At 72.7% G+C, this 21,859-nt stretch carries 16 protein-coding genes and 1 pseudogene; 5 read left to right on the top strand and 12 right to left on the bottom strand.

Annotated features, from left to right (window positions below; translation table 11 throughout):
• Nucleotides 1-191: 191 nt before the first annotated feature.
• From AB0C21_RS42385 to AB0C21_RS42330, 12 genes and pseudogenes are all read right to left on the bottom strand, one after another.
• Nucleotides 192-872: pseudogene (locus tag AB0C21_RS42385) on the bottom strand (outer membrane protein assembly factor BamB family protein); the annotation flags it as partial.
• The gene (locus tag AB0C21_RS42380; RefSeq protein ID WP_500212092.1) at nucleotides 872-2,536 is read right to left on the bottom strand and encodes a helix-turn-helix domain-containing protein; all 1,665 of its coding nucleotides are present in this window, start codon (nucleotides 2,534-2,536) and stop codon (nucleotides 872-874) included. The gene AB0C21_RS42380 and the pseudogene AB0C21_RS42385, both read right to left, overlap by 1 nt.
• Nucleotides 2,537-2,586: 50 nt before the next feature.
• Entirely contained in the window at nucleotides 2,587-3,693 is a 1,107-nt protein-coding gene (gene menC, locus AB0C21_RS42375) for an o-succinylbenzoate synthase (RefSeq protein WP_500212090.1), read from the bottom strand.
• A complete protein-coding gene (locus tag AB0C21_RS42370; RefSeq protein ID WP_500212088.1) occupies nucleotides 3,690-4,565 on the bottom strand; it encodes a GNAT family N-acetyltransferase in 876 nt (291 codons plus the stop codon). Before AB0C21_RS42370 ends, menC begins: the two co-directional genes overlap by 4 nt.
• 38 nt (nucleotides 4,566-4,603) lie before the next feature.
• Nucleotides 4,604-5,725 carry a M20/M25/M40 family metallo-hydrolase gene (locus AB0C21_RS42365; protein ID WP_500212086.1) on the bottom strand — a complete coding sequence of 374 codons (1,122 nt, stop codon included), beginning with the start codon at nucleotides 5,723-5,725 and terminating at the stop codon, nucleotides 4,604-4,606.
• Entirely contained in the window at nucleotides 5,722-9,018 is a 3,297-nt protein-coding gene (locus AB0C21_RS42360; RefSeq protein WP_500212084.1) for a serine hydrolase, read from the bottom strand. The genes AB0C21_RS42365 and AB0C21_RS42360 overlap by 4 nt, the downstream gene beginning before the upstream one ends.
• On the bottom strand, nucleotides 9,015-9,761 hold the full coding sequence (locus AB0C21_RS42355) for an ABC transporter ATP-binding protein (protein WP_500212083.1): 747 nt from the start codon (nucleotides 9,759-9,761) through the stop codon (nucleotides 9,015-9,017). The genes AB0C21_RS42360 and AB0C21_RS42355 overlap by 4 nt, the downstream gene beginning before the upstream one ends.
• Complete coding sequence (locus AB0C21_RS42350; protein ID WP_500212082.1) at nucleotides 9,758-11,695, bottom strand: dipeptide/oligopeptide/nickel ABC transporter permease/ATP-binding protein; 1,938 nt, start codon at nucleotides 11,693-11,695, stop codon at nucleotides 9,758-9,760. Before AB0C21_RS42350 ends, AB0C21_RS42355 begins: the two co-directional genes overlap by 4 nt.
• 3 nt (nucleotides 11,696-11,698) lie before the next feature.
• Entirely contained in the window at nucleotides 11,699-12,721 is a 1,023-nt protein-coding gene (locus tag AB0C21_RS42345; RefSeq protein ID WP_500212080.1) for an ABC transporter permease, read from the bottom strand.
• 4 nt (nucleotides 12,722-12,725) lie between these two features.
• A complete protein-coding gene (locus tag AB0C21_RS42340; protein ID WP_500212079.1) occupies nucleotides 12,726-14,321 on the bottom strand; it encodes an ABC transporter substrate-binding protein in 1,596 nt (531 codons plus the stop codon).
• A 50-nt stretch (nucleotides 14,322-14,371) separates the two neighbouring features.
• Nucleotides 14,372-15,760 carry a serine hydrolase domain-containing protein gene (locus tag AB0C21_RS42335; protein WP_500212077.1) on the bottom strand — a complete coding sequence of 463 codons (1,389 nt, stop codon included), beginning with the start codon at nucleotides 15,758-15,760 and terminating at the stop codon, nucleotides 14,372-14,374.
• Nucleotides 15,761-15,952: 192 nt separating this feature from the next.
• Nucleotides 15,953-16,171, bottom strand: coding sequence for a hypothetical protein (locus AB0C21_RS42330; RefSeq protein WP_500212076.1), 219 nt, complete (start codon nucleotides 16,169-16,171; stop codon nucleotides 15,953-15,955).
• Nucleotides 16,172-17,001: 830 nt separating this feature from the next.
• On the opposite strand from AB0C21_RS42330, the gene AB0C21_RS42325 reads away from it, so the two are divergent.
• From AB0C21_RS42325 to AB0C21_RS42305, 5 genes are read left to right on the top strand one after another with little or no spacing between them, the layout of a single operon-like run.
• Nucleotides 17,002-17,871 carry an SIS domain-containing protein gene (locus tag AB0C21_RS42325; protein WP_500212074.1) on the top strand — a complete coding sequence of 290 codons (870 nt, stop codon included), beginning with the start codon at nucleotides 17,002-17,004 and terminating at the stop codon, nucleotides 17,869-17,871.
• Nucleotides 17,871-18,761, top strand: coding sequence for a 1-phosphofructokinase family hexose kinase (locus AB0C21_RS42320; RefSeq protein WP_500212072.1), 891 nt, complete (start codon nucleotides 17,871-17,873; stop codon nucleotides 18,759-18,761). Before AB0C21_RS42325 ends, AB0C21_RS42320 begins: the two co-directional genes overlap by 1 nt.
• The gene (locus AB0C21_RS42315; RefSeq protein WP_500212071.1) at nucleotides 18,749-19,597 is read left to right on the top strand and encodes a class II fructose-bisphosphate aldolase; all 849 of its coding nucleotides are present in this window, start codon (nucleotides 18,749-18,751) and stop codon (nucleotides 19,595-19,597) included. Before AB0C21_RS42320 ends, AB0C21_RS42315 begins: the two co-directional genes overlap by 13 nt.
• Nucleotides 19,591-20,895, top strand: coding sequence for an alpha-glucosidase/alpha-galactosidase (locus AB0C21_RS42310; RefSeq protein WP_500212069.1), 1,305 nt, complete (start codon nucleotides 19,591-19,593; stop codon nucleotides 20,893-20,895). Before AB0C21_RS42315 ends, AB0C21_RS42310 begins: the two co-directional genes overlap by 7 nt.
• Nucleotides 20,895-21,812, top strand: a complete 918-nt coding sequence (locus AB0C21_RS42305) for a carbohydrate kinase family protein (RefSeq protein WP_500212068.1) — start codon at nucleotides 20,895-20,897, stop codon at nucleotides 21,810-21,812. The genes AB0C21_RS42310 and AB0C21_RS42305 overlap by 1 nt, the downstream gene beginning before the upstream one ends.
• The last annotated feature ends 47 nt before the right edge of the window (nucleotides 21,813-21,859 follow it).

The following is a 21,859-nucleotide window of genomic DNA, read 5'->3' as shown; positions in this document are numbered from 1 at the left end:
CAACCGACCCCGCGCTATCTTCGGATTCAAGAAGCCCAAGGAAGTGTTCGCCGAGCTACTGACCAGCGGAATTGCTTCCACCGGTTGAGGGCAGGTTGTCCTGTTTGCAGGATGAAGACCGAGGGCTCGCTCGTGCCGAAACTTCCTTCGTCCGCCGACACGGCGATCAGACCGGGTGTGTAACCGACCAGCGTCGCCCGCACCTCGTGCGCGTACACATCGGCGTTCTCTCCCTCAGGGGTCGTCACGGGCAGTTCTGCAGCCCCCCGTGGAGAGCCGTCGGACGCCCGATAGCTCATGACGAACAACCGAGGATTTTCGCCCTGGGCCTTGACCGGTGCGTACAGCGTCTTTCCGAGAACCTTCGGAGGACTGCTCACCTCACGGGATGTCGGAAGGTCCGCCGTCCACAGTTTCTTCCCGCTCGCTATGTCGAAGGCACCGAACGCCGGATCGCGAGGATCGCGTGGGCCACTGGCATTGCCCAGCACGCTGCCGTCGGCAACGTCCACCAATGGGAGCTTGCCCGCCGAGAACCGCTTGAGGTCACGGCCCGTCCTGGCGTCCACGACGGGCGTTCTGCCTCGTACGGATGAGAGCAGCACCTTGCCCGGCTCGGCGGACAGCGGCCAGAGCAGGAAGTCGTCGCCACGCTCCCAGAGCTTCGCGCCGGACCTCAGATCGAAGGTGATGACCTTCCCGGTGGACTTCTTGGTGGTGACTTTGAAGGTGAGCGTGTCCGCCCCGATGGCGGGCCAACCGGTCAGCACGTGGCTGCCGTCGGAGACCGTGGCGCTCCAGCGGGCCTTGCCGTCCGCCGCCGCGACGGCGTCGACCCGCGGAGTATTCGAGCGGTACGGGGTCGTCCGGATCAGGCCGGGGTTTCAGGGGTGGGGCTTGTGTCCACGTCGAGGGCGCGTAGTTGGAGCATCAAGGCGAAGCGTTGGTCGGGGTTGTCGAGGTCGCACTGGGCGACCTCGGTCACCCGGCGGAGGCGGTAGCGGAAGGTGTTCTGGTGGACGTCGACCGATTCGGAGGCCGCGGCGACGTCGCCGAAGGCGTTCAGCCAGGCGTCCAGGGTCTGGACCAGGTTGCCGCGGTGGCGGCGGTCGTATTCGATCAGGCGGGCCAGTGCTCCCATGGGTTTTTCGCTTCGGGCCATGGCCAGGTCGCGTAGGTCCAGCATCAGTTCTTCGCCCTGGAGTTCGTCGAAACGGCCGATGCGGCGGTGGAGGCGTCCGTTGCGGAGCACGCGCAGGACCCGGTCGACGCAGGATCGGCTGTGGGCCACCTCGGCCAGGTCCAGCGCCACCGGGCCCACGGCGGTGATGGCGGGCAGGCGGTCTCCCACTCGGTCCAGGAATTCCTGGAGGATTCGCACCGCGCGGGTGGCGGCCTTGTCCGCGGGTCCGGCCATGGGCAGTAGGCCGTAGGTGACCGCGCCGATCGCAGCCGCCGCGGATCGGGGGTGGGTCGCGGACAGGTGCAGGGCGAACGCGTCGCTGAGCCGCTGCCGGTCATGCACCATGGTGGCGCCGTCGGAGTCGTGCACGCCCCGTTCGTCGAGGGCCACGCCGAGGACCAGCAGTGGCTGGTTCGACAGACCGAGCCGTTCGAGCGCTTCGCCGGCGCCGAGGCCGCCTTCCAGTGCGTCGCTCAGCAGGTCGGCCCGCATCCGCCGCTGCACATCGGCCCCGGCGCGGACCCGGAGCATGTGCAGCGCGACCAGCTTGGCCGACTCGCGCAGCGCCTCATTGCGCTCGTCGCTGAACCGGCCCGGCACCGCCGCCCAGACGGAGCCGAGCATCTCGTCGCCCGCCCGCACGGTGATGGCGACGCGGGGCACGGAGAATTCGCTCGGCCCATCGGTGATGGGTTCGATGTACACAGGTTGATCGCTGCGGAGCAGTTCCCGGAAGACACCGCGGTCGTGCAGGACGCGCGCGAACCGCTCCGGCACCTGGCGGCCGAGGATGGTTTCGACACGGGACGGGTCGGCCTCGTCCTGGCGGCCGGAGAAGGCGAGCACGCGGGAGTTGCGGTCCTCGATGGTGATCGGCGCGTCGAGGAGGGCCGCGATCGCGTTGGCGACCGCGAACAGATCCCCCGCGGGCAGCCCGCCGAGCGACTCCTCCTCGGCGGGCCACGCTCCCGGGCTCTGGGTGAGCAGGGAGCGGAGCATCTCGCTGAGATGACCCCACGGGGCGCCGCGACGCAGGCCGAGCACGGTGACCGCGGCCTCGTCGGCGGCGGCCCGCACCTCGTCGGTGAGCGGGACCGGCTCGCGCAGGACGAGCGCCGCCGCGTCCTGGCGTCCCAGCGTGCGGAGGAGGGCCGCGACGTCGCGGGGAGCCTCCACCCCGACGCCGAGCACCAGCGCGCGGGAGGGCAGCACCGGCTGATCGAGCGGGTCGTGGAAGACGACGGCGCTGATCTCTCCGGGCGGGTCGGGGTCGCCGTGGACGAGTTCGAGCAGGGTCGCGCCCAGGTCGTCGACGACCCGCCCGAGATTCGCGCATGGACGGGTGGTGCTCACACGCTGGACGGTCTCACGGGGGACGCGCACCACGCCATTCCTCCTCGCATTCAGCCGGTCAGATACTCGGTCGCGGTGGTCACCTCGGCGAGCCTGTCCGGCACCGGCTCCAGGCCGAGCCCGGGGCCGGTGGGGACGTCGAGGTGGCCGTCGCCGAGCACGAAGGGTTCGGTGATGTCGGCCGCGTAGTACCGCCCGGACGCCGAGGTGTCGCCGGGCAGGATGAACCCGGGCATGGCGGCGAGCGCCACGTTCGCGGCGCGGCCGAGACCCGTTTCCAGCATTCCGCCGCACCACACCGGTATGCCGTGTGCCGCGCAGACATCGTGGATCCGGCGGGCCTCGAGGTATCCGCCGACCCGGCCGGGCTTGATGTTGACCACCTGGCAGGCGCCCAGCCTGATCGCGGCCGCGGCGTCGCGGGCCGAGGTGATGGATTCGTCCAGGCAGATCGGCGTCCGGAGCCGCCCGGCCAGCTCCACATGGCCGAGCACGTCCTCCTCGTCGAGAGGTTGCTCGATCAGCAGGAGGTCGAACGGGTCCAGCCGGGCCAGCTGCCGGGCATCGGCCAGGGTGTAGGCCGTGTTGGCGTCCACCTGCAGCGGCAGGTCGTCGCCGAAGCGCTCGCGGACCGCGCGGACCGGCGTGACGTCCCATCCGGGCTCGATCTTGAGCTTGATGCGGACGTAGCCCTCGGCGAGATAGCCGTCGACGGCGTCGAGGAGCTCGGGAACGCTGTCCATGATCCCGACGGAGACGCCGCACGGGACCCGTTCGCGCACCGCGCCGAGCTCGCGCGCGAACGAGCGGCCCTCGGCGCGCAGCTCGGCGTCCAGAACCGCCATCTCCAGTGCCGCCTTCGCCATGTGATGGCCCTTGAACGGCGCGAGGATCTCGGCGACGGAGTGGGCGCCCTGCGGCCCGGCCGCCAGCACCGCCGGCGCGAAGAACCGGCGCAGCACATCCGCGGCGGCGTCGACGTACTCGGCGGAGTAGCGGGGGCTGGTCATCGCAACGCACTCGCCCCAGCCTTCGACGTCATCGGCCAGCACGCGCACGAGCAGGATGTCCCGGGTGGTCTCGGTGCCGAACGACGTGCGGAACGGCGCGACCAGTGGCATGGCGATGCGCCGCAGTTCGACGCCTGTGAGTTTCATGATTCTCTCCGTACGACGTACCAGCCGGCACGATCGAAGCCGTCGATCCGGCCGCCGTCGGCGGTGAGGCCGATCAGCGCCTCGCGCAGGGCGAGCCGCCAGCGTCGTGCCAGATCCGGTTCCGTGCTCCGCAGGGAAGCGATGTCCTGAGGCACCGCGACGAGCACGGTGGCACCGTCGAGCGTGCCGGGCACCGGGCCGCCGTCCGCACCGACGCTCAGTGCGACGGTGGCGCCCGCCCGGAGCTCGTCGGCGGCGACGGCTCCCGCGCCGCCCCCGATGCTGGACAGCGCCACCGCGCTGTCGCGGAGCCGCCAGTGCACCAGGAGCCGGTCGGAGTCCCCGTCGCCGTTGATGGCGTCGGCCATCGGACCATAGAAGTCCGGCAGGTATTCGACCGGTCGCGCGGCCAGCTTCACGAGGTTGAAGTAGGCGTTGCGGGCCACGAGCGGATCGAACGTCCAGGCGATCTCGGAGACGCCGCGCTGGACTGCCCAGGCCCGTTGGTGCAGTTTGAGCGCGAAGCCGACGCTGCGGCCGGCGACGGCCGGCGAGACGCCGGCGATGTGGCTGTGGAGCATGCCGCCCCCCGGGGCGTGGAAGAAGCCCACGCACGCGCCGACCAGACGGTCGCCCTGGAAGGCGCCGGCCACGTAGTTGCCGGCTTTGGTGAAGGCGCGCAGCAGTTCGACGCTCACCGGCGGGCTCACGGCGCGTCCCCAGATGGCGGCGAGCAGGCCGACCGCGCTGGTGAGCTCGGCGATCTCGCTGAGCTCGCGCACCGAGACGGCGGCCGCCCTGGCGGCGGCCTCCGCGGCGCTGACCGCCTGGTCCGGCATCGGCTCCGCGGCAGGCACCCTGCTATCGGTCACGACGTTCTTGCTCCTCGGCTCGTCGGGGGCGGGGGTGGTCACGTTCTTGTCGCAAGGGACGCGGTGCGCGGGCCCACCAGCAGTTGTTCGACCAGCGCGCGCAACAGCGCGGTTCGCGGCGGCAGCTCCGCGGCCAGCACGTGTTCGTCGGCGGCATGCGCGCCACCGCCGACCGCGCCGAGACCGTCCAGGGTGGGCGTGCCGACTCCGGCGGTGAGGTTCCCGTCGGAGGCGCCGCCGACCGCGGCCCGGGTGGGCACGGGCCATTCCCGGCGGGTGGCGATCTGGCACAGCAGCTCATACAGCGGCGCGGACGCCGCCGCCTCCAGCGGAGGGCGGCTCGGGCCGGCGGTCGTCTCGACGCGCGCACCGGGCTCCGTGGGTCGCAGCGCGCGGATCGCCCGGTCGACCCGCTCCTGTTCCGCCGCGGTCCGGGCCCGCACGTCGACCGCGAACGTTCCCTCGGCCGGGACGGTGTTGGTGGTGGTGCCGGCGTGGGCGGCCGTCGGCGTGACCGTGGTACCGGCCGCCGGGTCGCCGAGCGCGCTGACGGCCAGCGCCTGGCGGGCGAGTTCCAGGGTGGCGTTCACTCCCCGTTCCGGTTCGAGCCCGGCGTGGGCGGCCCGCCCGGTGACGCGCACCTCGTACGACGAGGCGCCCTTCCGCTCGGTCTTCAGCGCACCGCCGGCGGCGGACGCCTCCAGGACCAGGGCGGCGGCCGCCGCCCCGGCCTCCCGCTCGATCAGTGCGCGGGAGCTGGGCGAACCGATCTCCTCGTCGCCGGTCACGAGCAGGGTGACGCCGTCGAGGCCGGCGGCGGCGTGGAACGCCATGACCAGTCCGGCCTTCATGTCGAAGCAGCCGGGGCCGCGCAGGATCCCGTCCTCGACGGTGCACGGGTGCACGGCCAGCGTGCCCAGTGGCCAGACGGTGTCGTGGTGGCCGAGCAGCAGCACCCGTGACGGTCCCGTGCCGAGACGCCAGCGCAGGTGGGTTCGGCCGTCCAGCACGATCCGTTCGGGTGCGGCGCCGAGGCGGGCGGTACCGACCCGGGCGGTGACCTCGGCCGAGCGTGCGACGGCGTCCAGGTCGGTGGAGGGTGACTCGCACTCGATGAGGGCGCGCGCATCGGCGAGCAGGTCGCTCAGGCCGGGCGTCATCGCTCCACCTTCGGTGTGGCGCGGACTCCGTGGTGCAGGTAGCGCTCACCGGTCGGCAGTTCGTAGAACGTGACCGGTGCCCAGGTCTGCGTCCCGGGTGCCTTGATGGCGAACAGCGCCGGGCCGACCGGGACCAGCGGGTGCTCCTCGACCGGGTCCGGCACCATTTCGGCGATCGGACCGGTGATGGTGGTCCGCAGCAGCGGCCCCTCCGGGCCGTTCTCGACCTCCTCCCGCACGCCCGCCCGCTCGTAGACACCGAGGTACGGCGTCACGTCGACGGTCACCGGTTCCGGCGGCGGCGCGAACGGCGGCGGCATCGTGACGCCGGCGACCTCGGCGAAGATCTCCCCGTACAGGTCCGCGTAGAGGTCGCGGGAGTGCCCGCCGTTGGTGAGCAGCGCGACGGCGAGTCCCTGCTCGGGCAGTATCCGCAGGAACGCCTCCTGGCCAAGGGTGTTGCCGTCGTGGCCGATCAGGCGGTGCCCGTCCCAGCCGAACCGGATCCAGCCGAGCCCCCACGAGTCGCCGAGGATGTACTTGTCGGGCAGGTCGGCCTGGTGGGCGGTCATGGCGGCGGCGCTGTCCGCGCTGAGCACCCGGGTGCCGTCGGCGGCGAGCCCGCCGGTCAGGTGCAGGCGCGCGAAGGCCAGGAGGTCGGCGACGGTGGAGGTGACCAGCCCGGCGGGGCCGACCGAGCGGGGCAGCCCCCACGCCTGGGCGAGCACCGGCTCGCCGTCGCGCTCGTCGTGGCCGACCGCGGCGGCGAACAGCAGCGCCTCCTCCGGCAGCGTCACCGTGTGCGTCAGCCCGAGCGGGGTGAACAGCCGTTCGCGCAGTGCCTGGTCCCAGGTCTGCCCGGTGACCTTCTCGATCATCCGGCCCAGCAGCGAGTAGCCCGAGTTGCAGTAGGAGAAGGTGGCGCCCAGCGGGTGGTTCTGCCCGGCCTCGCCGAGCAGGCCGACGTACTTCTCCAGGCAGTCGTCGCCGCGGCCGGTGTCGGTGAACACGTCGCCGTCGATGCCGCTGGTGTGGTTGAGCAGGTGCCGCAGCGTGACCGACTTGGTGACGTGGGGGTCGGCGAGCCGCAGCTCCGGCAGTACCTCGGCGACCGGGGCGTCCAGTTCGAGCAGCCCCTCGTCGACCAGCGCCATCGCGACGGTCGCGGTCCAGACTTTCGTGATCGAGCCGATCTGGAACAGCGAGTCGCCGCCGACGGGTGCGCCGGTGCGGACGCTGAGCACGCCGTGGGCCGCCTCGACCAGCTCATCGTCCGACCCGTTCGTCCCGAGGCGGAAGATGCCGAGCTGGGCGCCGGGCACCTTGTGCCGCTCGGCGAGCCGGGCCAGTCGCCGCTGCCAGTGGGCGCCGTCGACGCGGGCCCGGCCGGCCCGGGTCGTGTGCTGTTCGAGCCAGTCCAGGACGCGGTGGTTGAAGTCGAGCCGCTGCGAGGGCGGGCCGAGCAGGACGAACGCGTGCGACGCGTCCGGGTAGACGACCAGCCGGGTCGGAACGCCCTGCTCGTACAGCGCGGTATGCCACTGCTGGGCCTGGCCGAGCGGGCAGGTCAGGTCGGCCGCACCGTGGATCACCAGGGTCGGCGTGCGGACGTCGGCCACGCGGGTGAGCGGTGACATCGCCGCGTACTCCGCGGGCCTGCGCCACGGGGCGCCGCCGAGTTCGCAGGCGCTGAGGAAACAGCAGTCGTCGCTGGTCCCGCCCATGCTCACCAGGTCGCTGACCGTGCCTCCGGCGACCGCCGCCGCGAACCGGTCATCGTGGCCGGTCAGCCAGCACGTCATGAAACCGCCGTAGCTGTAACCCGCCACCGCGAGCCGGTCCGGGTCCGCGAACCCCTCGGCGACGAGCCGGTCGAGCGGCTCCAGCAGATCGGCCGCGTCCGCGACACCCCAGCCTCCGAGGGCTCCGTTGTAGAACCCTTCGCCGTACCCGTCGCTGCCGCGCGGGTTGACCAGCAGCACCGCCCAGCCCCGGTCGACCAGTTCGTGGTGGTACAGGTGGACCTCGTCCGCAGCACCGTTCCACGCATTGTGCGGGCCGCCGTGGATGTCGAGCAGGACCGGCCGCGGGCCGCTGTGCGCGGGGTCGTGCATCAGCCAGGCTTGGACTTGTGTGCCGTCGGAGATGGTGAACCACCGCTCCTCGCGGGGGTACGGGTCCACGTCGGCGAATGCGGCGCCGTGGTCGGTCAGCACGGTTACGGCCCCGGTCGCCAGGTCCACGACCGCGATCTCGCCGAACGACGCGGGTGTGCCGAGCGCGACGGCGGCCCGGCCGCCGCCGACCGACAGCCCCGAGACGACCCGGCCGGGACCGTCCACGACCGGGCGTGCGTCGGTGCCGTCGGTCCTGACCGACCACAGGTGGGTGCACCCCCGATCGCGCAGGCAGAACCACACCCGGCCCTCATGCTCGTGCGGCAGGCCGCCGGGATAGGCGGGAGCTCCGCGCATCACGTTACGGTCGAGGGCGCCCGAAAGATCGGTGACCTCGCCGTCGGCCGCGCCGACCCGGTACAGGCGGGTGTGGCCGATCGGATCGCCGGACCAGCCCACCACGAGGAGCCCCGAGCCGTCGCCGACCCAGCCCACGGTGAGGGCCGCTCCGTCGGCGAAGGCGAGCACTTGTGGCCGGGCGAGCGGTGCGTCCACCCGCAACAGGTACACCGGGGATCGCAGGTGGCCGCCGGCACCGCCCCCGCGGGTGAACGCGAGGGTCGTGCCGTCCGGCGACCAGGCCACGGCGCCGGCGCCGTGCGGTCCGTCGGTGAGCTGCCGGACCTCGCCGGTGTCCAGGTCGAGGACGTGCACCTGGGTGCGGACCGGGCCGAACATCCCCACGCCGTCGGCCTGGTAGTCGGGGCCGTCGGAGACCATCGGCCCCGGCGCGCCCCCGGTCGGGTCGACCGGGGCGGTGAAGGCGAGCCGGCGGCCGTCCGGGCTCCAGCACGCGGGCCCGGCTCCGAGCGGCAGGTCCGTCACCTGCTCGGGCTCACCGCCCCCGGTGTCGAGCACCGCGAGCTGCCCGCCGCGGAGGAAGGCGAGCCGGCGGCCTTCCGGCGACCAGGCCGGCGCGGTGTCGGACGAACCGGAGGTGAGGCGGCGGGGCGTGCCATCGTCGGTGCCGACCACCCACAGCTGGTCGAGGTTGCGGTCGCGGGCGGCGTCCAGGGTCCGGAGCACGTAGACGATCCGGCTGCCGTCCGGGGACATCTCTGGTTGTGACGGGACCGCCAAGTCGGTGAGGTCTTCGATGTGCGGTCGTCGACTCATGGCTTGCTCCTCTGCAGGGTTCGCCCGGGTACGGCGGCGAGCAGTTGGCGTGTGTAGTCGTGGCCGGGTTCGGTGAGCACGCGTGTCGCGGGTCCCTGCTCGACGACCTGGCCGCGCCGCATGACGGCGACCTGCGAGGCGACGTAGCGGACGACCGCGAGGTTGTGGGAGATGAACAGCATCGACAGGCCGAGTTCGCGCTGGAGCTCGCGGACGAGGTTGAGCACGGCCCCCTGGACCGAGACGTCCAGCGCGGAGGTGATCTCATCGGCGATGATCACGCGGGGGCGCGCCGCGAGCGCGCGTGCCAGCGCGACGCGCTGCCGCTGGCCGCCGGAGAGCCGGGACGGGACGGCGCCGGCGCAGCCCGGGTCGAGACGCACCAGTTCCAGCAGTCGCTCGGCCTCGGCCCTCCGGTCGGCGCGTGCGGCGCCCGGCGGCATCGCCTCGGCCACGCTGTCACCGACCGTCATCCGCGGGTCGAGCGACGAGTAGGGGTCCTGGAAGACCATCTGCAGCGGACGCGGCCGGCCCCGGGTCGGGACCGGCGCGCCGCCGAGGGTGATCCGGCCGCGCGTGAGCGGGGCCAGGCCGACGGCGGCCCTGGCGAGGGTGGACTTGCCGGAGCCGGACTCGCCGACGAGCCCGACCACCGCACCGTCCGGCACCGTCAGGCTCACGCCGTCGACGGCGGTCGTCCGGCCGTAGCGGACCGTGACATCGTCGAAGCGCAACTCACTCACGGCGACTCCAGTTCGTCGGCGTTCCGATCGGTCGGCAACGGTTCGCCCGCGTGCCAGCACGCCACCCGGTGGCGCGGCGAGTCGTCCGGGCCGGCCCCCAGCGGCGGGTCCTCGGTCCGGCAGCGGGTGTCGGCGAGCGGGCACCGATCGGCGTAGGCGCATCCCGGCGGCACGTCGGCGGGGTCGACCGGACGGCCCGGGATCGTCGCGAGCGGCTCGTCCAGGTCGGTGGCCATGTCGGGCACCGCGTCGACCAGCGCCCTGGTGTAGGGGTGCCGGGCGGCGGTGGCCAGCTCGGCGGCCGGCAGGTCCTCGACGATCCGGCCGGCGTACATCACCAGCACCCGATCGCAGACCTCGCCGACCACCGCGACGTCGTGGCTGATCAGGACCAGCGCGACCTCGTCGGCCTCACGGATCGCGGCGAGCAGGTCCAGCACCTGCCGCTGCACGGTGACGTCGAGCGCGGTGGTCGGCTCGTCCGCGACGATCAGCGCCGGAGTGCCCATCAGCCCCATGCCGATCATCGCCCGCTGGCGCATCCCGCCGGAGAACTCGTGCGGGTACTGGCGCACGCGCATGCCCGCGTCCGGGATCCGGACGGCGGTCAACCGGTCGACCGCGCGGGCCATCGCGTCCCGGCGGCTCAGGCCCTGGTGGTGCGTGGCCACCTCCGCCAACTGCGCCCCGATCCGGTGGGTGGGGTTGAACGCGGTCATCGGGTCCTGGAAGACGACGGCCAGCGTGGTGCCCAGCGCCCGGCGCTGGACGGCGGTGTCCGGCGCCAGCAGGTCATTGCCGAGGAACTCCAGCCGCGACGCGTCGACGTGGCCGTGGTCGGGGAGCAGCCGGGTGACGGCCAGCGCGGTCAAGGACTTGCCGGAGCCCGACTCCCCGACGATGCCGACCGCCTCGCCGCGGCGCACGTCGAAGGACACCCCGCGGACCGGCCGCACCGGACCCGACGGCCCCGAAACGGTGACCTCCAGGTCGCGGACATCGAGCACCACATCGGACGAGGAGTCCCCCGCCTCCCCGACGTGCCGGGTGGGCTCCGGCTCCTTCGCCGACCCGGAGCGCGCGGACGCCACCGCGCCCAGGCCGATGCCGACGGGGACGCCGAACCCCTTGGCGACCGACTCGCCGAAGAGGCTGAACGCCAGTCCGGCCACCAGCACGGCCGCCCCCGGGGCGAGGGCCGCGGCCGCGTTCATGTAGATCGCGCCGATGCCGTCGTAGAGCAGCCGGCCCCAGTCGTAGGACGGTGACTGGACGCCGAGACCGAGGAACGACAGTCCGGCAAAGCTCAGGAGCACGGTACCGGCGCCGATCGTGGCGTTGACGACCAGCGGTTCGGCGATGTTGGGCAGCACGTGGCGGACCAGGACCCGGAACCGGCCGATCCCCACGGTCCGGGCGGCCGCGACGTAGTCCCGGGCGGCGACACCGGCGACGAGCGTCTGGGTGAGACGCGCGAAGGCCGGGGCGCCCGCGAACCCGAGGGCCAGGACCGCGCCGGTGGCGCCGACGCCGAAGACGACCGCGAAGAACAGCGCCAGCAGCAGCCCCGGGAACGCGACGGCGATGTTCACCACGGCCGACACCAGCCGGCCGGACCGGCGGCCGAGCACGAACGGCGCCGACCCGAGCAGCAGCCCCGCGACGACCGCGATCGCGGTGGCGAGCAAGGCGAGCACGATCGACAGCCGGGACGCGACGAGGACCCGCAGCAGGATGTCCCGGCCGAGGTTGTCCGTCCCCGCCCAGTGCCCCGCGGACGGCGGGGCCAGGATGTTGTCGGTGTCGACGGCGTCGGCGGCGGAGCCCCACACGACCGGTCCGAGGACGGCCAGCGCGACCACCGCCACCGCCAGCACGGTCGCGGTGAGGCCCACGGGGGTGCGGACGACCCGCGTCCAGCGTCCTTGCATCATCCGTCAGTCCTCCCGGATCTTCGACCGAGGATCGAGCAGGGCGAGGGCGACGTCGACGACGACGTTGACGATCAGCACGCCGACTCCGTACACGAGGACGATCGCCTGCACCACCGGGTAGTCCTTGGTGAGAATGGACCGCACGATCGTGCTGCCGAGGCCCGGCCAGGCGAAGACGTTCTCGACCAGGACCGTGCCGGCGACCAGCCCGCCCAGCAGGAGCCCGCCCAGCGTCAGCGCGGCGGTGACGGCGTTGGGAAGGGCGTGGCCGACGTAGATCTTCCAGGCGGGCAGGCGTTTGGCGCGGGCGGTGCGGACGAAGTCCGCCTCCACCACCGCGACCATCTCGACGCGGACGATCCGGGCGAGGATCGCCGCAGGCCCGATCGCCAAGGACAGCACCGGCAGCACGTACGCCGCCGCCGTCTCGTTGCCGGCGACCGGCGACCACCCGAGCCTGATCCCGAAGAGGTAGACCAGCGCGACACCGATCAGGAAGTCCGGAATGGTCGCCACGACGATGCTGGTCGTGGTGAAGGCGAGCTCGGTCCGCCGCCCGTGGCCGCGCCGGGTCAGCACGCCCATCGCGACGCCCAGCGGGATCGCCACGGCCACGGCCGCCAGGAACGCGAGCCCGGCCAGGACAAGCGTGGCCGGCAGCCGCTGGGCGACCACGTCGGAGACCGGCAGCTGCGAGGCGAGCGAGGTTCCGAGATCGCCGTTGAACAGTCCCTTCAGGTAGCGGACGTACTGGGTCGGGATCGGCTGGTCCAGCCCCAGCGCGTGCCTGCGCGCCTCCACCAGGGCGGCCGGCGCGGTGGGCCCGAGCGCGCCGCGGACCGGGTCCCCCGGGATGAGGTGGATCATCACGAAGGACGCCGTCACCAGGACCCAGAGCGAGACCAGCAGCCGTCCCAGGCGCCGGGCGCCGAACCGTACCCACGGACGAGCCCGGAACCGCTGCCGGAGCGGGTCCGCGGACGGGCGCGGGACGGTCGACTTCACCAGCGTGTGCGGCCTTCCCATCCCGCTACCTCGCCAGCATCCGGATGCTGGTCGGGACCAGCTGGCCGGGCGTCTCGAACCGCGCCGCCTTGCCGAACATGCGCACGACCCTGTTGGCGAACGGCACGATGTCCGCGTTGGCGATCAGTCCGGACTCGGCGGCGAGCCACTGGCCGCACCCGGCCGTGCCCTGGGTCGCCATCGCGGACCGCACCGCCTTGTCGTAGCCGGGGTCGGAGATCGCGGCGAAGTTGTTGCCCTTCGGCGCCGCCGGCCCGGACAGGAACGGCACGAGCTGGTCGGGGCTGTTGACGTTGAGCGAGACCCAGGCGACGTCCCAGTTCCCGCCGCCGAAGATCGTGCCGGTCAGCGTCGTCTCGTTCTGGCTGCGCGCGGTGGCCTCGACGCCGATCGCCTTCCACTGCTTCACCGCGAGCTCCGCCGCGGCGTCGCCGGCACTGCCGTTGTTGTTCTGGTAGAGGAAGGTCAACGACAGCGGCCTGCCGCCCTTGGCGCGCCGCCCGTCGCTCCCCGGCTTCCAGCCCGCCTGGTCGAGCAGGGCACCCGCCGCCCGCGGATCGGTGGCCGGCAGGGAGCGGGAGACCGAGTCGCCGGGACAGGCGACCGGCTCGTTCGCGGCCAGCGTCGTCGCCGGCCCGCCCTCCCTCGAGGTGAGGACCTTCTGGAGCTGGTCGAGATCGAGTGCCCGGGTCAGCGCCATGCGGACCTTCGGGTCGCCGGTGGGCCGGCCCGCGACGTGGTTGTACCACTGCTCCCCCACCAGCGCGGGGGTCTTGGCGGCGAACAGGCCCGCCTTCTCCAGCCGCTTCGCGTCCGGCCCGGTGATCGTGGCGGCGCTCAGGCCACCGGAGAGCAGCAGGTTCGCCGCGGTCGTCTCGTTCTCGACCACCTTCACCACGACCGTCTTCGGCAGTCCCTTGGTCGCGGTCGTCGCGCCGTTCGGCCCCCACGTATATCCGTCGCGGATCGTGTAGGTGTAGTGGTCGCCCGGTGCGGCCTCGGTCAGCTTGTACGGCCCGGTGCCCGCCGTCGCCGTCTTCAGCGAGGCGCGTTTCGCCATGCCTCCCGGGCAGACGATCGGCAGGCTGGCCAGTCCGGTGAGGACGAAGGGGGCCGGCTGGGCCAGGGTGAGGGTCACGACGCGGGTGGCGTCGTCCCCCTTCGCCTTGGTGCCGGGCGGGAGGTAGGTCCCCAGGAACGGGCTCTTGTTCTTCGGGTCCCCGACGAAGTTGAGGTTGTCCGCCACGTCGGATGCGGTGAGGGGGCTTCCGTCGGAACAGGTGATGCCGTCGGCCAGCGTCAGCGTCACCGACGTCCCCTCGGCCTGCCAGCTCTTGGCCAGCGCGGACCGGATCTCGCCGGTCTTGCCGTCGGCGCTGACCAGCGTGTCGTAGGCGAACTGCGTGACGGCGAACAGCGAGCTGCCCGCGCCCATCTGCGGGTCCAGGTCGCCCGGGTCCGAGGAGAGTCCGAGCGTGAAGGTGCCGCCGTCGACGACTCCCGCCGTCCCGCCGCTGCTCGACGAGCCGCCGCAGCCGGCGAGCGCGGTGGCGGCCAGGGCCAGGCAAAGTCCATAAGTGCCCACGATGGTTTGCTTCATGGCGATTCCCGTCCGAACGTTCTCGTCCCGTGGTTCCGGTGGTGGATGGGTCAGGCGCCGGCGCGGCGGACCGCTCGGCCGAGGTGCAGGTACAGCGCGTGCCCGGTGCCGTCGTCGCCCAGGAACGCGTGCGGCATGTGCATGCCGCGGTCGGCGTCGACGGGGATCAGCATGTCGTCGCGGTAGTGGACGAGTTCGGTCCGCTCGACCTTCCCGCCCATCTCCTCGAAGATCCCCTTGGGGATCTGCTCGATCCAGATCCGCTGGTCCTCGTCCTGGCTGACGGTGAGATCGAAGACCTCGGCCGAATAGGTGCCGACGTACCGATCGGCGTCGATCCGCCGCGGCTCCGCGGGCGGGACCGGCAGGGCGGGCAGGCCGACGCCGGCGAGCTCGCCGAGGACGCGGCCCACGACATCGTGGTAGAGCGAGACGGCATCGCCGCCGTTGGTCACCAGCGCGACGGCCACCCCGGCCTCGGGGACCATCCGCAGGAAGGCCTGCTGCCCGATGGTGCTGCCGTCGTGACCGATGATCGCCCCGGCCGCCGTGTCGAACCGCTCGAAACCCAGGCCCCACGACGTGCCCATAAGGCCGAGTTCGGGCAGGTCGACCTCCCGGGCGTGCATCCGGGCGGCGGTCCCCGGGGCCAGTACCCGGGCGCCGTCGGCCGCCACGCCGTCCGCAAGGTGCATCCGGGCGAAAGCGACCAGATCCCGGGGCCGCATCGCGAGCATCGACCCGGCCGGCGCGTTCGAGCGCGCCAGCGCCCACACCGGGGCCGGCACGTAGCCCGTACCGGGCTCCGGTTCGACATGGCCCACCGCGGCGCGGAACATGATCGCCTCATAGGGGCCGGTGGCGGTGTGGGTGAGCCCGAGCGGCGTGATGAGCTGCTCGCGCAGGCACGCGTCATACGGCCGCCCGAGAAGCACCTCGACGAGCCGGCCGAGCACGCAGTAGCCGGCGTTGTTGTAGGAGAACTGCTCACCGGGCGGGAACAGTTGTGGCACCTCGTGCAGCGTCGCGACGTACTTCTCAAGACAGTCGTCGCCCACCCCGGTGTCGGTGAAGATGTCCCCTTCGAACCCGGCAGTATGGTTGAGCAGTTGCCGGACGGTGATCCGCTCGGCCGCCTCCTCGTCGGCCACGCCGAACTCCGGCAGATAGGCGCGCACCGGCCGGTCGAGTTCGATCTTGCCCTCGTCAGCCAGTCGCAGGACCAGCGTGCTGGTCCAGAGCTTGGTGATCGACCCGATCTGAAAGACCGAGTCGGGGGTCGCCTCCACCCCGGTCGCCTTACTGAGCAACCCGGCGGCACCGTCGGCCACCTGATCACCCTGGATCACGGCCCAACCCGCGCCCGGAACGTCGTACTCCTCGATGAGCAGCGGAAACCGCTCATCGAGCCAAGCCTGGATGTCGCTGAGATTGCCCATGCGTGGTGATATTAAGCACAAGAACCCGCAGGCGGTTCGTCGTCCCCGACGAGTTCTGGGGAGTCAGTTGGTCGCCTGCGACAAAGTTGCAACGGAGGATGTTCCGACTTCCGCGGGGTCTGTGCACGAGCGACTGATTTGAAGTCGACAAAGGCCCGGGATCGCGTCGATGAGAAACTCCGCGCCGAAGTGCTACGCCGCGGAATGGCGCTCTGTGCGCAACCTGCTCAAGCCAGCCCAGGTGGTGGAGGCGCTTTCATGCGCTGGATCGATGCCTGCGTCCTTGAGGATCTCCCATGCCGTGGATGCGGCCACCTGAATGGCGAGCACCAGCAGTTCGCCGTGCACCCGCCGGTCGCCGCCGGAAGACCGGGACCACCCGCATGCGCAGATCGTCTTCAACGTCGACACCGAGGTCTTCCAGAACCAGAGTGCAGCGACCGCGAAAGACTCCCGCTGGATCAGCGGTGCACGAATAGCACCGCGATGACGCCGATCTGTTGGAGATCCAGGGAAACTGCTGGACGCCGGTGTCCAGACGGGATCGCGGGAACTCGGCAGGCGGCTTAAGATCACGACTTGTCGCTGGAGTACTGAGCCGCAACCCTAATCCGTCCTCTCCAGGGTCCTGGCGATATCTTCACGTTCTGCGGTTCGAGGTCACGGTGCTCGATCCCGCGTGCACGTCGGCGACCGCCCCGGCGGAGGACCCCGCCTCACCGTCATCACCTGCGGCGGCCCCTTCGACGCCCGGACCGGCCACTACCGCGACAACCTCGTCATCACCGCCGTCCCCGTCCGGCAGCAGTTCAGGGGAGTCGATCCGATCGATCTGAGTCGAGCGGGAGCCTCTCACCTGCACAGACGCCCTGGATAAGTCGAGTCGGGTCGCGGGAAGTCTGGCTGCGGCGGCTCGCGAGCCTGAGCTCCCGTAGACCCTGACTGCAAGTGAGGAACCTCTGCCGCTCTGGCACACGCCAACTCGGTCAGGTGCCGTTGCCGGTCAACGAAGACCGAGCCGACCCCGCCGACGATGCCCGCCACAAGCAGTCGATCGCCGGCCGCCCCTGAGCCCCCGGCTCCCCGGCGCGCAGCCGCGCCACGGAGCCCTCGTCCGCCCGACGCCCTCATCTCTCTCCGGAGTGATGGGGGCGTTGCCGCGCGGGGTCCTTGCCGGTAATGTGCGCGCTCTTGTACGTTATAGGCCTATAAAGCGCACAAATGAGCAGAGGAGAGCTTCGGTGTCGTTCGTTAGTGAGGAGATCGCTTCGCAGCCGAGCTGCTGGCAGCGCGCCGCCGAGATGGCGGACGGCGTGCGCGGCCTGCCGGCGCGGGGCGAGCGCGTCGCGGTCGTCGGATGCGGCACCTCGTTGTTCATCGCCCAGGCGTACGCGGGCCTGCGGGAGGCGGCCGGGGCGGGCGAGAGCGACGCCTTCCCGGCGTCGGAGTTCCCCCATGCGCGGGAGTACGACCGGGTCGTGGTGATCTGCCGGTCGGGTACCACGACGGAGGTGCTGGAGCTGCTGCGGACCACCGCGCTGCCCACCGTCGCCGTGATCGGCGACCCGCGGACGCCCATCGTGGACGCCGCCGGCGCGACCGCCGTGCTCGACTTCGCCGACGAGCGGTCGGTGGTGCAGACCCGGTTCGCCACGACGACGCTGGCGCTGCTGCGCGCGCACCTGGGCCTGTTCCCCACCGATCTGGTCGACCAGTGCCGCGCCGCGGTCGACGCGCCGCTGCCCGCCGGGGCCACCGGACGCGGCCAGTTCACCTTCCTCGGGGCAGGCTGGACGAACGGGATCGCCAACGAGGCGGCGTTGAAGGTCCGGGAGGCGGCGAGCGCGTGGACCGAGTCGTACCCGGCGATGGAGTACCGGCACGGGCCGATCAGCGTGACCGACGAGCGCAGCCTCGTCTGGTTCTTCGGCACGCCGCCGGCAGGGCTGGCCGAGCAGGTGCGGGGCACCGGCGCGCAGGTCGAGGCGTCCGGGGCGGACGCCCTGGCCGACCTGGTCCGCGTCCAGCGGCTCGCGGTGGCGCTGGCCGGGGCCGGGGGCCTGGACCCCGACCGGCCGCGCAACCTGACCCGGTCGATCATCCTGTCCTGATGATCCTCACGGTCACCCTGAACCCGGCGTGGGACGTGACCTACCGGGTCCCCCGGCTGACGCGGCACGCGTCCCACCGCGTCGGCGCGACGTTGCAGCGTCCGGGCGGCAAGGGGCTGAACGTCGCCCGCGTCCTGCACGCCCTGGGCGAGCGGACCATGGCGACGGGCCTGGCGGGCGGCGCCACCGGCGCCATGGTGGAGGCCGCGCTGGACGTCCCGCACGACTTCGTCACGATCTCCGGGGAGACGCGCCGGACCGTCACCGTCGTGGACACCGACGCCACCGTCTTCAACGAGCCCGGCCCCGAAGTCCACCCGGACGAGTGGACGGCCTTTCAGGAGTCGTTCGGCGCGCAGGCCGCCGAGGCCGCGGTGGTGGTGATGTCCGGGAGCCTTCCGCCGGGCGTGCCGGAGGACGCCTACGCCGTCCTGACCCGCCTGGCGCGGGCGGCGGGGGCTCGGGTGCTGGTCGACGCGGGCGGCGCCGCGCTGCGCGCCGCCGCGGCGGCCGGTCCGGACGTGCTCAAGCCCAATGCCGCCGAGATGGCGGCGGCGGACCTGGACCGTCTTCCGGCGGACGGCTCGCCCGCCGGCTCGCTCGTCGTGTCGCGCGGCGCCGACGGGATGATCGCCGTCACGCCCGAGGGCTGCTTCGAGGCGGTCCCGTCCCAGGTCGTCGGCGGGAACCCGACCGGCGCGGGGGACGCGGCCGCGGCGGCGCTGGCCGTGGCCCTGCGCGAGCGGCTGCCCTGGCCGCGAGCGCTCGGCGAGGCCGTCGCCCTGGCGGCCGCCGCGGTCGCGGCGCCCGCCGCCGGCGAGTTCGACCCCGACGTTCTCCGGCGGCAGCGCCGGGCCCCGAAGGTTAGGGAGACACCATGCCCCTGGTGAGGACGGCCGAGCTCGTGCGGCCCGGCCGCGGCGTCGCCGCGTTCAACGTGATCACGCTGGAGCACGCCGAGGCGATCGTCGCGGCGGCCGAGCGGACCGGACGGCCGGTCATCTGCCAGATCAGCCAGAACGCAGTGCGGTTCCACGGCGGCCGGCTCGGCCCGATCGCGGCCGGCACGGCAGCCGTGGCCGAGGGCTCCACCGCCAGGGTGGCGCTGCACCTCGACCACGTGACCGATGACGACCTGCTCCGGCAGGCCGCCGACCACGGCTTCGGATCGGTGATGTACGACGGGTCCGAGCACGACTACGGCGAGAACGTCGCGCGCACCGTCGCCGCCGTCGCCTGGGCCCACGAGCGGGGCCTGTGGGTGGAGGCCGAGCTCGGCGAGGTCGGCGGCAAGGACGGCGCGCACGCGCCGGGCGCCCGGACCGATCCCGGCGAGGCCGCCGCGTTCACCGCCGCCACCGGCGTGGACGCCCTCGCGGTCGCGGTCGGCAGCTCGCACGCCATGACGGAGCGCACCGCCGTCCTCGACCACGACCTGATCGCCCGGCTGCGCGACGCCGTGCCGGTGCCGCTGGTGCTGCACGGCTCGTCGGGGGTCGGGGACGACGAGCTGCGCCGCGCGGTGCGGCACGGCATGTTGAAGATCAACATCGGTACGGCGCTCAACATCGCGTTCACCGGGGCGGTGCGCGCGTCCCTGGACGGGCAGGTCGACCCGCGCCGGTACCTCGCGCCCGCCCGCGACGCCATGCGGGACCAGGCGGCGCATCTGCTGGAGGTCGTCTCGTCCCGTCCTTCCGAGAGCATTGGACACCCTGCATGCTGAACATCGCCTTCGTCGGCGCGGGCTCGGTGGAGTTCACCCGGCAGCTGCTGCGCGACATCCTTTCCTTCCCGGAGCTCGGCGGCGTCCGGCTCGCCCTGCACGACATCGACCCCGAGCGGCTGGCGGTGGCGGAGGGGCTGGCGAGGCTGACCGCCGAGGAGCACGGCGCCGCGCCCGCCATCACCGCGTCCCTGGATCGCCGCCGCGCGCTGGACGGCGCCGACGTCGTCGTCAACATGGTCGCGGTCGGCGGGCACGCCGCGACGCTGAAGGACTTCGAGGTCGCGGCCGGATTCGGCGTCCGGCAGACCATCGGCGACACTCTCGGCGTCGGTGGGATCTTCCGGGCGCTGCGCACCTTCCCGCTGCTGGACGGGCTGGCCGCCGACATCCTCGCGGTCTGCCCGGACGCCTGGCTGCTCAACTACACCAACCCGATGGCGATGAACCTGCAGTACCTCGCAGCCGTCGCGCCGAAGGTCAGGGCGGCCGGCCTGTGCCACTCCGTGTACTGGACGGTCCGCGACCTGTCCGAGCTTGTCGGGGTGCCGTTCGAGGAGGTCGACTTCCGTTCGGCGGGCGTCAACCACCAGGCGTGGGTTCTGGAATGGCGGCACCGGGGCCGGGACCTGTACCCGGCGCTGGACGCCGCGATCGCCGCCGACCCCGGACTCGCCAGGCGGGTGCGCGTCGACATGTACCGGCGGCTCGGCCGCTACCCGACCGAGACGAGCGAGCACTCGTCCGAGTACGTCCCGTGGTACCTGCGCGACGACGCCGAGATCGAGCGGCTGCGCATCCCGGTCGGCGAGTACGTCCGGATCAGCGCGGGGAACCTGGCCGAGTACGCCCGGGTCCGCGACTGCCTGGCCCGCGGTGAGCGCCCGGCGCCGCGCGAGGACGAGGACGCCGTCGAGTACGCGCCGCAGGTGATCCACAGCCTCGCCACCGGCGAGCGCCGGACGATCCAGGTCACCACCGCCAACACCGACCTGATCAGCAACCTGCCCGCGGGCGCGGCCGTCGAGGTCCCCGCTACGGTGGACCGGATGGGCGTCCACCCCCACCACGTCGGCGCGCTGCCCCCGCAGCTGGCGGCGTTGAACCGCAGCTTCCTCAACGTGGTGGAACTGACCGTCGCCGCCGCCGTCGAGGGCGACCCGGCGCACGTCCGGCACGCCGCCATGTGCGATCCGGCGACCGCCGCGGCGCTGCCCGTCGAGCGCATCTGGGAGCTGTGCGACGCGCTCACCGACGCGCACGGCGACGCGCTGCCCGCCCCGCTGCGGAGGACGTGATGCTCGACCTGCTGGTCATCGGCGACGCCAACCCGGACGTCCTTGTGCACGGCGCGCCTGAGGTGCCGCCGTACGGGCAGGCCGAGACACTCGTCGGGGGCGGCGTTCTCGCCCTCGGCGGGTCCGCGGCGATCGCGGCGCACGGCGCGGCCCGGCTCGGGCTGGCCACCGCCTTCGCCGGGCTGGTCGGCCGGGACGCCGCAGGCGACTTCGTAGTGGACGCGCTGAGCACGGCGGGCGTCGACGTCTCCTGCGTCGTCCGGCACGCGGCGCTGCCGACCGCGCTGACCGTGTGCCTCAACCGGCCCGGGGGCGACCGGGCCATCCTCACCGCCCCGGGGTGCCTGGTCGAGCACGGTCCCGAGCACGTCCCGGACGTCGCGGACCTCGCGGTCCGGCATGTGCACGCGGCGTCCTACTTCCTGCAGCCGAGGCTCGCGCGAGCGCTGCCGGCGCTGCTGCGGGAGCGCCGCGCGGCCGGCGCGACGACCTCGCTGGACACGAACGACGATCCGGCGGGGCTGTGGGAGCTGGCCCCCGGCCTGGTCTCCGAGTGCACCTTCCTGCTGCCGAACGAGGCGGAGGCGCTCGCGCTGAGCGGTGCGGACGACCTTGCCGGGGCGCTCGCCTCGCTGGGGGGCGACGGCTGCGTCCCGGTCGTCAAGCGGGGCGCGATGGGCGCCGTCGCGATGCGGGACGGTACGGCCGTCCACGTGGACGCTCCGGCCGCAGAGCCGGTCGACACCGTCGGGGCGGGGGACAGCTTCGACGCCGGTTTCCTCGCGGGCTGGCTCGACCGGGGGGAGCTGCGCCACGCGCTGCGGCTCGGCGCGGCGTGCGGGGCGCTGTCCACCCGGGCCGCCGGGGGAACCGCCGGCCAGCCGACCCTGCCCGAGGCACTCGCACAGATGGCGTGACCGTTTTCCAGTCAAACACTTATTTGCGCGCATCATTTCTACTCTAA

This window comes from Spirillospora sp. NPDC049024 (assembly GCF_040649235.1).
Taxonomy (GTDB): domain Bacteria; phylum Actinomycetota; class Actinomycetes; order Streptosporangiales; family Streptosporangiaceae; genus Spirillospora.
This window is presented reverse-complemented; position numbering and strand designations above follow the sequence as displayed.